This window comes from Streptomyces sp. NPDC048270, assembly GCF_040652335.1.
GTDB lineage: Bacteria > Actinomycetota > Actinomycetes > Streptomycetales > Streptomycetaceae > Streptomyces.
Genome location: NZ_JBEZLV010000033.1, coordinates 32,495 through 44,675, shown reverse-complemented (window position 1 = coordinate 44,675; position 12,181 = coordinate 32,495). Strand labels below are relative to the sequence as shown.

The 12,181-nt window shown below is 73.5% G+C and carries 6 protein-coding genes; 5 read left to right on the top strand and 1 reads right to left on the bottom strand.

Annotated elements, in window-relative coordinates:
* Both AB0D66_RS25690 and AB0D66_RS25685 read left to right on the top strand, forming a co-directional pair.
* Positions 1-2,938: PIG-L family deacetylase (locus AB0D66_RS25690; RefSeq protein ID WP_362307957.1), on the top strand; the 2,938-nt coding region annotated here is incomplete at its 5' end.
* A gap of 313 nt (positions 2,939-3,251) precedes the next feature.
* Positions 3,252-5,309, top strand: a complete 2,058-nt coding sequence (locus tag AB0D66_RS25685; protein ID WP_362307954.1) for a PIG-L family deacetylase — start codon at positions 3,252-3,254, stop codon at positions 5,307-5,309.
* A gap of 7 nt (positions 5,310-5,316) precedes the next feature.
* Here the strand turns inward: AB0D66_RS25685 and AB0D66_RS25680 are convergent, their stop codons facing one another.
* Positions 5,317-6,138 carry a helix-turn-helix transcriptional regulator gene (locus AB0D66_RS25680; protein ID WP_362308040.1) on the bottom strand — a complete coding sequence of 274 codons (822 nt, stop codon included), beginning with the start codon at positions 6,136-6,138 and terminating at the stop codon, positions 5,317-5,319.
* A 140-nt stretch (positions 6,139-6,278) separates the two neighbouring features.
* On the opposite strand from AB0D66_RS25680, the gene AB0D66_RS25675 reads away from it, so the two are divergent.
* The 3 genes from AB0D66_RS25675 (at position 6,279) to AB0D66_RS25665 (ending at position 12,148) form a co-directional block, all read left to right on the top strand.
* Positions 6,279-7,832 (top strand): MFS transporter, encoded by a 1,554-nt coding sequence (locus AB0D66_RS25675; protein ID WP_362307951.1) that lies wholly within the window; start codon positions 6,279-6,281, stop codon positions 7,830-7,832.
* Between the two features lie 201 nt (positions 7,833-8,033).
* Complete coding sequence (locus tag AB0D66_RS25670) at positions 8,034-10,862, top strand: DEAD/DEAH box helicase family protein (protein WP_362307948.1); 2,829 nt, start codon at positions 8,034-8,036, stop codon at positions 10,860-10,862.
* Positions 10,859-12,148, top strand: a complete 1,290-nt coding sequence (locus AB0D66_RS25665; protein WP_362307945.1) for a restriction endonuclease subunit S — start codon at positions 10,859-10,861, stop codon at positions 12,146-12,148. Before AB0D66_RS25670 ends, AB0D66_RS25665 begins: the two co-directional genes overlap by 4 nt.
* The last annotated feature ends 33 nt before the right edge of the window (positions 12,149-12,181 follow it).

Genomic DNA, 12,181 nt, shown 5'->3' with positions numbered 1-12,181 from the left:
CGGCCACCCGCACGAGACCCACACCACAGGGACCTGGCACGGCCACCCGGCCGAAGCCGCACCGGCGGCAGCCCGGCCCGGCCACCAGACCGAGCCTCAGGCTGCCGCAGCCTGGCACCCCGGCCACCACACCGAACCCTCGCTCCCGGCAGCTTGGCACCCCGGCCACCCGGCCGACGCCTCGCCGCAGGCGGCCTGGCACCCCGGCCACCCGGTCGGCGCCCACCCGGCCACGGCTCAGCAGCCCGCCCACCCGGCCGACGCCTCGCCGCAGGCGGCGGGGCGCCGGCCCGGCCACCCGACGCAGGCCCCGCCCGTGCTGCCCCAGCAGCGCGACCACCGGGCCGGAGCCCAGCCGACGCAGCCCACCGCAGCCTGGCAGTCCGGCCACCGGACCGAAGCCCGGCCGACCCCGCCCGACGGAGCCTCGCAGCCGGGCCGCGAGCACGGGGCCCCGGCGGGTCCGCCCGCGGCGGCCCGGCAGCCCGGCCGCGGCACCCAGGCTCCGCCCGTGCTCCCCCGGCAACGCGGCAACCCGGCGGCGCGGCCCGAGGCCGAAGCCCCCGCGCCGGACGACGCGCCCGGCGGCCGCAAGGCCGCGCGCCTGGCCCGCGAAGCCGAGCGCACCGGCGGCCGCGGCAGGCGCACGAAGGCGCCGTCCGCACCGGAGACCACACGCGGCCGCCGACGCAGCGGAACCCCGACCCCCGGCGCACCCGCCCACGTGACCCCCGCCACCACCGAAACCGCCAACCCGCCGCAAGGCAACCGCCGCCGCAGCAAAACCCCCACCCCCGGCGCACCCGCCCACGTGACCCCCGCCACCACCGAAACCGCCAACCCGCCGGCAGGCCACCGCCGCCGGGCCCGGCTCGTCAAGGTGGTCGCCTTCTGCGCGGCCACCGCCGCCGGCAGCATGCTCCTGCTGCGCGGCAACGAGGCCCTCGACCGGCTGGCCTCCCCCGTGCCCCCCGACAGCAGGGCCACCGTCCCCGCGGCAGCCGGGGACGCGCCCGACCCGGGCCGGGTGCTCCAGATCATCGCGCATCCCGATGACGACCTCTACTTCATGAATCCGGACCTGCGGTATTCCATATCCGCCGGCCTCCCCGTGACCTCGGTCTACCTGACCTCCGGCGAAGCCGACGGAGTCAACGCCGGCTCCGCCAAGCAGGCCACCACCAAGCCCAACAAGCCCGCCTACGCCGAAGCCCGGCAGAACGGCATCCGCGCCGCCTACGCCAAGATGGCCACCGGCGACCGCGGCAGCGCCTGGAAGCGCACGGTCGTCCCGACCAAGGGCGGCGGCCACGCCGAGGTCGACGTCCTCGTCGCCAAGCCCCAGGTCAACCTGGTCTGGCTGCAGCTGCGCGAAGCCGGCAACGTCTACGCCGACGTCCCCGAGAGCCTGCACGGCCTGTGGGACGGCAAGGTCCCCCGCCTGGAGTCGATGCTCGCCTCCGGAACCCCGGTCAAGCAGAAGTTCGCGTACACCAAGGACCAGGTCGTGCAGACCCTGGTCGGCATCCTGGAGCAGTACAAGCCGACCACCGTCCGCTCCCAGGACCCGACCCCGGGCCGGCACCCCGACACCAAGCGGTACACCGACCACCAGGACCACTTCTACGGCGCCCGCTTCGTCCAGCTGGCCACCGCCGCGTACGCCAAGGACGTCAAGGACCGCCCGCACTTCGCGGTGCAGAACTACCTCGGCTACTTCAACGGCTCCCTGCCCAGCGCCCTGGACCCGGACGAGGCCAAGGAGAAGCTGGACATCCTGGACACCTACGCCTGGCTCGACCAGCAGAACCACTGCGGCAGCGACGCCGGCTGCGGCGACCTCAAGGTCGCCGACCACCCGGCGGGCAACCGCTGGTCGGACTCCATCAACTACGCCCGCGGCACCAGCACCTCCTGGCTGGCCTCCGACCGGGAGCACGGGCTGTGGGCCTTCAAGGTGCTCGACGGCCAGGTCGCCGTCTGGCACCGGCCGGGCCTGATCGGCCGCTGGAGCGGCCCGAAACTGCTGCCCGGCACCGGCATGGACCCGGGTGTGTCCACCGTCACCCTCCAGGACGGCCGGATAGCCGCCTTCGGCACCCGCACCTCCTTCGGTGCGAAGCCCGCGGACTACCGGCGCGAGATCGTCTACGCCGTCCAGAAGGCCCCCGGCTCCGAGGAGTTCGGGGAGTGGCAGTCGCTGGGCACCCCCGAGACCGCCGACGAGAACTGGACCTCCGACATCAGCGCCCCGGCCGTCTCGGTCGACGGCACCGGGCAGCTGGCGGCGTACGTCCGCGACGGCGCGTACACCCTGCGCGGCAGGGTGCAGCAGGCGGACGGCAGCTGGGGCCCGTGGGAGAGGTACGGCGGCGCCGACCTGCACGGCACCCCGGCCACCGGAACCGACGGCGCCGGGCGGCGGATGGTGTTCTCGGCCACGTCCAAGACGGTGGTGGGCTGGCTGCAGCCGAAGCCGGGCGCACCGCTGGGCCCGGCCACCGCCACCGGACTGCCGGACACCACGCTCCCGCTGACCGCACAGGGCCGCGAGGGCGGGGTACGCCTGTGGTTCCGCAAGCCGGGCTCCGGCGACGTCCGTACCGCCCTCATGACGGGTGACGACGGACTCAAGGTGAACAATCTCACCGACCTCGGCGGCCTCAAGGGCTTCGGCTCGGTGACGGCGAGCGGGCACGTGCTGGCGGGCCGGGCGGCGGGCGGACAGCTGGGCTCGGAGGTCGGGCAGGGCCGGCCGTGGGGGCGGTCGCCGCTGATGTTCGTCGGCGCCCCGTCCTCGACGACGACCGGAAAGAACCTGGTCAGCCTGGCTGTGGTGGGGCTCGACGCGCGGCTGTATGTGACCTCGTCGGCGGACGCCCCGGACGCGTACCTGGCGCCGTGGCAGCCGGTCGGCCCGCGCAACACGGCCCCGTAGCAGGCCCGCGGCGGGTCCGTGCACGGCAGGCACACCCGCGACCATACGGACATAAGGTGCAAGCTTCGTAAAATTGTCGATTCACTGCACTAACACCCCACACCGGTACGCCGATTGCTCCAAAGTGCGGACGAACAGCGTCCACATCTCGGTCACATATCCGGATCAAAATCTTCACAGGGCACAATCACGTCCGGTCGTTTCCGGAAAGCAGGAGTCATAGCCGGAACCGGTGAACCAAGTTCGCCGGAATGGCCTCTCTCTGACTGCTCAGCGGTTTTCCGCCCGGACGATCGAACCCTAGGCGTGCCCGATGCCCTTGACCCGCCGCCGCTTCGCGGCTCTGCTCGGCGTGCTCACCGCCGGTTCCACCGGTGTGCTCGCCTTCGCCTCCGGCCAGCAGACCTCGGCCGAGGCCACCCAGGAGAAGACCGCCGTCGCCGCGCTGCCCGCGAGCACCACCGCCGGCTCGGTCGTCCAGGTCGTCGCGCACCCCGATGACGACCTGTTCTTCATGAACCCGGACCTCAGCCGCTCGCTGCTGTCCGGCGTCCCCGTCACCACCGCCTTCCTCACCTCCGGCGAGGCCGACGGCCGCAACGAGGCGCGCGGCGCGACCATCCGGGACCCCGAGCAGCCCGCCGACCGCACCCACTACGCGGAGGCCCGGCAGAACGGCATACGCTCCGCCTACGCTCAGATGGCCACCGGGGACCGGACCAGCGCCTGGAAGCGCACCGTCATACCCACCGCGGGCGGCGGCCAGGCCGAGCTCGACGTCCTCATCGCCAAGCCGCACGTCAACCTGGTCTGGTTCCAGCTCCGCGAGGCCCGCAGCACCGGCGCCGACACCCCCGACAGCCTGCGCGGCCTGTGGAACGGGCGGATACCGGCGCTGGGCTCCCAGCTGACCTCCGGCACCCCGGTCAAGAAGCAGTTCGCGTACACGAAGGACCAGCTCATACAGTCGATAGCCGGGGTGCTGGCGCGCTACCGGCCGACGACGATACGGATGCAGGACCCGACGCCGGGCCGCTTCAGCGAGACCGGCCGGTTCACCGACCACCAGGACCACATGTACGGGGCCCGGTTCGTACAGGCCGCATCGGCCGCCTACGCCGCGCAGTACACCGACCGCCCCCGGTTCTCGGTCCAGAGCTACCTCGGCTACCACAACAGCAGCCTCCCGCACGCGCTGGACCCGCAGACGGCCGAGACGAAGACCGGCTACCTGCGGACGTACGCCTGGCAGGACCACCAGGACTACTGCGGCTCCCCCTCGGGCTGCGGCGACCGCAAGGTCGCGGGCAACCCCACCGGGCGCAACTGGGCCCAGTCGATGCGCTACACGCGCGCCGACCACAGCTCCTGGCTGGTCGAGGGCACTCCCGGCCGCCTCTGGGCCTTCGCCACCCTGGACGGGCAGACCGCGTACTGGACGCGCGGCCCCGGCGGCGACTGGACGGGCCCCACCCTCCTCCCCGGCACGGGCATCGACCCCGGCGCGACCACGGCCCGCCTGCCGGACGGGCGGGTCGCCGTCCTCGCCACCCGCACCGCCTTCGGCACGGCGCGGCCCGAGGACTACCGGCGCGAGGTCGTGTACGCCGTCCAGTCCGCGCCCGACGGGCCGTTCGGGCCGTGGCAGTCGCTCGGCACCCCCGAGCGCGGCGACGACGAAGGCACCTCGGCGATCAGCGCACCGGCCGCGGCCGTGGACACGGCGGGCCGGCTGACCGTCTACCTCCGCGACTCCCGCCGCACGCTGCGCGCCACCGCCCAGCAGCCGGACGGCAGGTTCTCCGCTTGGGGGCGGCTGGGCGGCGAGGACCTGCAGAGCGACCCGGTGACGGCGGTCGACTCCGCCGGGCGCCGCCACGTGTACGCGACCACCGCGAAGTCGGTCCTGGCGTGGACCCAGCCCGCGCCCGGCGCCCCCCTGGCCGGACCTCAGCCGACGGGCCTGCCCGCCACCACGGTTCCCCTCTCGGCGGCATCGGAGGGCGCGGGCGTCCGCCTGTACTTCCGCCGCCCCGACTCGGGCGTCGTCCGCTCCGCCCTGGTCACGACGGGCCCGGGCAAGCTCCAGGTCTCCAGCGTCTCGGAGGCGGGCGGCCGGGCGGGCTACGGCGCGGTCGGCGTCGCCGGCCGGCACATCTCGGGCCGCGCGGACAACGGCACCGTCGGGACGACGGGCCTGGGCGGCCCGCCCGCCTGGACGGAGTCCGGGATGCTGTACGCGGGCGCACCGGCGGCCGTCGTCGAACCGGCGGGCCCGACCATGGCGGTGGTGGGCCTGGACGCACAGCTCCACACGACCGCCACGGCCGCGGGCCCCGGCCGGCCCACCTGGCGGCGCGCGGTCCGCTGACGCGCTGCTAGCCGGCGACGGGGTACATCGAGCCGCGCCGGCCCTCCGGCGAGGTCAGCCACTCCAGCTTCTCGGCCGTCCCGGTGTCCGGGAGCGGGGTGTGCAGCACGATCACCAGGTCGGGGCGGGCCGGGACGCGCAGCTGGGTCGACTCCACGTGCAGCCTGCCGACGGCCGGGTGGTCCATCTGCTTCTCCAGCTGGCCGCCGGGCTCGACGTCCCGCCGCTCCCACAGCCCGGCGAACTCCGGGCTGAGCTCGCGCGCCTCCTCCACGACGGCCCGGAAGCCCTCGTCGTTCGGGTGTTCCGAGCAGGCCGCCCGGAACTGGGCCACGACCTGGCAGGCAACCTCCTCCCAGCGGGTGGAGCGGGCCCGGTAGATGGGGTCGGTGAAGAAGGCGATCAGGCAGTTCTGCACGATCTCCGGGCGCATGCCGAAGACCAGCGAGGCCGCGTCGTTGTACAGCACCGTGTTCCAGTACCGGTCCATGATGTGCGCGGGGAACGGCATCCAGGCGTCGATCAGCCGCCGCAGGCCGTTGCACATGTCCCGGTGCGCGGGGGCGACTTCGAGGGCGGGCGGGTTGAGCCCGGCGAGTACGTAGAGGTGCCGGCGTTCGGCGCTGGTGAGCTTCAGCACCCGGCCCACCGCGTCCAGCACCTGCGAGGACACCGTGATGTCGCGGCCCTGCTCCAGCCACTGGTACCAGGAGGCCCCCACTCCGGCGAGCACCGCGACCTCCTCCCGGCGCAGGCCCGGGGTGCGCCGGCGGGCCCCGCCGTCCGGCAGGCCGGCCTCGGCCGGGGAGATCCGGGCCCGTCTGCTCATGAGAAACTCGCGCAGTTCGGTCCGGCGGTGCGCGTCGGCCGACGTGGTCACGAAATCCCCCTGTGCAGCTGCCTGGTGGTACCGCCACCAGCATAAGTTCCCACTCTGCACGGGCATTCCCGGGCCGCGAGGGTGGGGCCATGGCGATCAACACACGGCCGACGGCCGGCACGTCCGAAACGGCCGACGCGAACGGCGGCCCCACCGGCCCCACCGGCCCTACCGGCACCACCTCCACCGGCGCCGCGTCCACCGGCCCGCGCCGCCCCGCGGCACCCGACCGCGACCGCGACCCCGCCCCCGTCCCCGTCCCCGACCGGCTCTCCGGCCGGGCCCGACTGGTCCTCTTCGTACTCTGCGCCGCCCAGTTCATGGTGGCGCTGGACTTCTCCGTCCTCAACGTGGCCCTGCCGGTGCTCGGCGAGGACCTGGGGCTGAGCCGGTCCGGCCTGCAGTGGGCGGTCACCGCGTTCGCGCTGCCGTCCGGCGGCTTCCTGCTGCTCTTCGGGCGGATCGCCGACCTGTTCGGGCGCAAGAAGCTGTTCCTGGCCGGCCTCGCGGTCTTCGGCGCTGCCTCGCTGCTCGCCACCCTCGCCTGGGATCCGGCCTCCTTCCTGACCGGGCGGGCCCTGCAGGGCCTGGGCGCGGCGGTCATCGTGCCGACCGGGATGTCCCTGCTGACCACGACCTTCCCGGAGGGCCCGCTGCGCGACAAGGCGCTCGGCATCTCCGGCACCCTGCTCTCCCTCGGCTTCACCGTCGGCATGCTGCTCGGAGGTGTCATGACCGACACCCTGGGCTGGCGCTCGACCATGGGGCTGCTCGCGGCCGCGTCGGTGGTCGTGCTGCTCCTCGCCCCCGGGCTGCTGCCGGAGTCGCGCACGCCCGAGCGGCCGCGGCTGGACGTACCCGGCGCCGTCACGGTCACCGGGGGCCTGCTCGCGCTGATCTACTCCCTGTCGACGGCGGCCGAGCGCGGCTTCGGCGGTGTCGACGTGTGGGGCACGCTGACCGTGGGCCTCGTCCTGCTCGCCGCGTTCGCGGTGGTGGAGTCGAAGTCCCCCGCCCCGCTGGTCTCCTTGCCGATGCTGAGGCGGCGTACGGTCGCCTGGGGCAATGTGGGCGGGCTGGTCACGTTCTCGATGATGTCCACGGTCGTCTTCGTCCTGACGCTCTACCTCCAGGAGACGCTGGGGCTGTCGTCCTTCCGTACCGGGCTGGTGTTCGGCGTCCAGGGCGCGGCCTCGGTGGTGGCCGGTGCGTACGCCCCGCGGGTCATCGGCCGCTTCGGCGCCCGCCGCACCCTGGTCGCCGCCCTGGCCGGGCAGGGCGTGCTCACCGCCGCGCTGCTCGGCGCGGGCGCGCAGTCGGGTGCCCTGCTGGCGACCGTGGCCGTATCGCTGGCCAGCATGTGCCACCTGGCCGCGATCATCTCGTACGGGCTGGTGGTGACGAGCGGCGTGCCCGACGCGGAACAGGGTCTGGCGACCGGCCTGGTCACCACCACCCAGCAGGTCGGCCTGACCATCGGCATCCCGCTGCTGGGCGTGCTGGCCACGACCCGCACCGCACTCCTCGACGGGGTGCGCACGGTCCTGGCGATCGACACGGCGATCCTCCTCGCGGCGGCCCTCCTGGTGGCGGCCGGCCTGGGCCGCTCCCACCGCCGCACGCACCGCTCCGACACCCCGTAACCGCCGGCCCTTCCCCGGCCCCTGCCCCGGCCGCCCCGGCGCCACGGCCCCGTGTCAGTCCCCTGCACTACGCTCGGCCGGGGCGTTCGGTACGGGTGCGACATGCCGGCCCGACCGGAAGCCGGCCGTACCGCGGCCTGCCCCAACCGGACCCGCCCGGAGCGCAGTTGGCCGCGTTCTCGACACCCCCGCCGAGGAGACATGAACAGCAGCGAGCATGATTCCCGTCTCCCCGCGGAGGCCCGCGCTCGTGCCGTCATCGACGGGCAGCTGACGGCGGCCGGCTGGGCGGTGCAGGACCGCAGGGCGATGAACCTGTTCGCGGGTGAGCCCGGCGTGCACGGGGTCGCCGTGCGCGAGGTCGTCATGGCGCCGGGCCACGGCCGGGTCGACTACCTGCTGTACGTGGGGAAGAAGGTCGTCGGGGTCATCGAGGCGAAGCCGCGGGGGACAGCCCTGTCGGGCGTGGAGTGGCAGTCGGCGAGGTACGCCGCCGGCTTGCCGCCGGAGCACCGCGGGCGCGCCCACACCGTCGGCGACCGCATCCCGTTCGTGTTCGAGGCCTCCGGTTCGGAGACCCACTTCACCAACGGCTACGACCCGGAGCCGCGCGCCCGGAAGGTCTACCACTTCCCCAAGCCGGCCACCCTCGCGCGCATCGTGCGGGAAGCGCAGGACGACCCCGCCTTCCCGACCTGGCGGGCCAAGGTGCGGCGCATGCCGCCGCTCGGCGTGGAGGGGCTGCGGCCCGCGCAGATCGAGGCGGTCCGCGGGACCGAGGCATCCCTGGCGGCCCAGCGCGCGGACCGGTCGCTCATCCAGATGGCCACCGGTGCGGGCAAGACGTACACCGGGGTGACGCTGTCCTACCGGCTGCTCAAGCACGCGGGGTTCAAGCGGATCCTGTTCCTGGTCGACCGCACCAACCTGGCAAGGCAGACCGCGGCGGAGTTCGGCAGCTACGAGACCCCGGACGACGGCCGCAAGTTCACCGAGCTGTACTCGGTCCAGCGCCTGGCGGGGCTGGGGGTGCCGGAGTCGTCGGACGTGGTGATCTCCACGATCCAGCGCGTCCACTCCGCACTGCGCGGCAAGGACGTTCCGGAGGACGACGACCCGGCACTGGACGGGTTCGTGCCGGACGCTCCGGTGGAGATCGCCTACAACCCGCTGATGCCACCGGAGTCGTTCGACCTCGTGATCGTGGATGAGGCGCACCGCTCGATCTACGGGGTGTGGAAGGGCGTCCTGGAGTACTTCGACGCCCACGTCCTCGGCCTGACGGCCACACCCGGCCGGCAGACGCTCGCGTTCTTCCGCCAGAACCTCGTCTCGCAGTACACCTACACCCAGTCGGTGGCCGACGGCGTGAACGTGGACTTCCTCGTCTACCGCATCAAGACGGAGGTCTCGCAGAACGGCTCGACGATCGAGGCCGGCACCTTCGTGCCGAAGCTCGACCGCCGCACCCGCATGCAGCGCATCGAGGCCGTCGACGAGGAAATCGACTACAAGAAGGGGCAGTTGGACCGGGCGGTGCAGAACCCCAACCAGATCCGGACCGTCCTGGAGACCTTCCGCGACCGGCTCTACACCGAGATCTTCCCCGGCCGCACCTCGGTCCCGAAGACCCTCGTCTTCTGCAAGGACGACGCCCACGCCGAGGAGGTCGTCACCCAGGTACGGCAGGTCTTCGGCCTGGGCAACGACTTCGCCGCGAAGATCACCTACCAGGCCAAGGACCCCGAGGGCAGCCTGCAGGCCTTCCGCACCTCCCCGAACCCGCGGATCGCGGTCACCGTGGACATGATCGCCACCGGCACCGACGTCAAGCCGCTGGAGTGCGTGTTCTTCATGCGGGACGTGCGCAGCGCCCAGTACTTCGAGCAGATGAAGGGTCGCGGGGCGCGCACCATCCCCCGGTCCGACTTCCAGGCCGTCACCCCCGACTCCCGGACGAGCCCGGTCGCGCGGGAGAAGACGAGGTTCGTCATCGTCGACGCCGTCGGCGTCACCGAGCACGGCTTCGTGGACCCGCCGCTGATGCGCAAGAAGGGCATCGGCCTGGAGAAGCTGCTGGGCAGGGCCGCGAGCCTGACGATCACCGAGGACGAGACCGCGACCCTGGCCTCCCGGCTGGCAGCCCTGGGCCTCCAGGTCACCGCGGCCGAGCGGGCCGAGCTCGACAAGGTCGCCGGCCTGCCCCTCAACCAGATCGTCAAGGGGCTGGTCGGGGCGTGCGACCCCGAGCGGCAGGCCGAGGCCGTCGCCGCGGCCGGTGAAGGCGCCGACCCCGGCCGGGTGGTGGAGGACCTGATCGAGCAGGCCGTCACCCCGCTGGCGGCCAACCCCGACCTGCGTGAGCGCATCCTGGAACTGCGCCGCCTGCACTACCTGGTCATCGACGACACCAACCCCGACACCCTGCTCGAGGCCTACGGCACGGGCGCGCAGGACAAGGCCCGCGAGATCGTCGCGGACTGGCGCGCGTACGTGGACGAGCACCGCGCGGAGATCTCCGCGCTCCGGGTCCTGCGGCGGGACGAGCGGTCCGGTTCGGCGTCCGCCGGGGAGGCGTCCGCCGGGGAGGCGTTCGCCCAGATCAAGGAGCTGGCCGACCGGATCGCCCGCCCGCCGCACCGGTGGACCCCGCAGCGGCTGTGGGAAGCGCACGAACAGGTCGAGAAGGGGCGGGTGCGGCCGAACGCACACGCCCGGGTCACGGACCTCGTCCCCCTGCTGCGCTTCGCCCTCGCGCACGACGAGGAGCTGGTGCCGTACGCGGAGGGGGTCCGCGAGCGGTACCAGGGCTGGCTGCTGCGGCAGGAGCCGGCCGGCGGCTTCACCGGTCCGCAGCGGTGGTGGCTGGACACCATGGCCGACGTGATCGCCTCCTCGGCCGGAATCGACCTCGACCAGCTCGACGGCGCGCCCTTCGACGAGCGCGGCGGCATCGACGGCGCCCTGCGTGACCTGGGCGACCGGGCCGGGCTCCTACTGGAGGCCCTGAACCGGGAGCTGACCTCGTGACGCCCGCCTTCCAGACCGTCGGCGAGATCGCGGCGGTCAGTTCCGGACCCGCCTTCAAGAGCGCCCATTTCGGCGGGCCGGGCGAGGGAGTCCGGCTGCTGCGCGGTGACAACATCGAACCCGGGGCCCTGCGCTGGAAGCGGACGAAGACCTGGCCGCAGTCGATGCTCCCGGGCCACGAGCACCTCGCGGTCCGGGACGGCGACCTCATCCTCGGGATGGACCGCCCGCTGGTCTCCTCGGGCCTCAAGCTCGCCCGGGCCCGCCCCGGCGACCTCCCCGCCCTGCTCGTCCAGCGGGTCGCCCGCATCCGCCCCCACGCGGTCGACGGCGCGTACCTCTACCACTGGCTCGGCAGTTCCGCGTTCCAGCAGCACCTCGGGGGCTCCGCGACCGGCACCCAGCTGCCGCACGTGAGCCTGGCGAGCATCAGGGAGTTCAGCGTGCCGCGCTTCGGTGCGGTCCGTGAGGCGCGAATCGTCGAGCTGCTGGAAGACCACCTCTCCCGCCTCGACGCGGGCGTCGACTACCTCGATGCCGCGCGCCGCCGCTGCGCCCGGTACGAGGACGCCGCGATCATGCGGGCCCTGGGCGGCACGGAGAGCCGCCGGGACGGTGTCGGGCAGATCCTCGACGGGCACCTGCCCGCCCTGCCCGCGGGATGGTCCTGGCAGACGCTCGGCGAGGTCGCGCAGGTCGTCGGCGGGGTCACGAAGGACGCGAAGAAGCAGTCGGACCCCTCCTTCGTCGAGGTCCCGTACCTGCGGGTGGCCAACGTCCAGCGCGCCCGGCTGGACCTCGGGGACATGGCGACGCTGCGCGTACCGCCCGCCAAGGCGGAAGCACTGCGCCTGGTGAAGGGCGACGTCCTGATGAACGAGGGCGGGGACCGGGACAAGCTCGCCCGAGGGTGGGTCTGGGACGGGCAGATCGAGGGGTGCGTCCACCAGAACCACGTCTTCCGCGCGCGGCCGCGCGAAGACGTGCGGCCGGAATGGCTGGCCTGGTGCGCCAACACCTACGGTGCGCGCTGGGCCCAGCGGCACGGCAAGCAGAGCGTCAACCTCGCCTCGATCAGCCTCAAGGTCATCAAGACCATGCCGATCCCGGTTCCGCCCCTGCCGGAGCAGGACGAGCGGCTGTCCCGGATCCACGAGGCCGTCAGCCGGAGCCGACGCCTCGTCGGGGAGGTCGAGAAGGGCCTCGAGCGCGCGGGCCGGCTGCGCCGCTCGCTGCTGACCGCCGCGTTCTCCGGCCGGCTGACGGGCCCGGCCCCCGGCCGGTAGGGGTTCCGGAGCGAACCGTACGCCTGACGCGGG

Bases quoted from the DNA above. Each gene is read 5' to 3' on its own strand.
- AB0D66_RS25670 (WP_362307948.1), top strand. From the start codon at position 8,034: ATGAACAGCAGCGAGCATGATTCCCGTCTCCCCGCGGAGGCCCGCGCT.
- AB0D66_RS25675 (WP_362307951.1), top strand. From the start codon at position 6,279: ATGGCGATCAACACACGGCCGACGGCCGGCACGTCCGAAACGGCCGAC.
- AB0D66_RS25685 (WP_362307954.1), top strand. From the start codon at position 3,252: ATGCCCTTGACCCGCCGCCGCTTCGCGGCTCTGCTCGGCGTGCTCACC.
- AB0D66_RS25680 (WP_362308040.1), bottom strand. From the start codon at position 6,138: ATGAGCAGACGGGCCCGGATCTCCCCGGCCGAGGCCGGCCTGCCGGAC.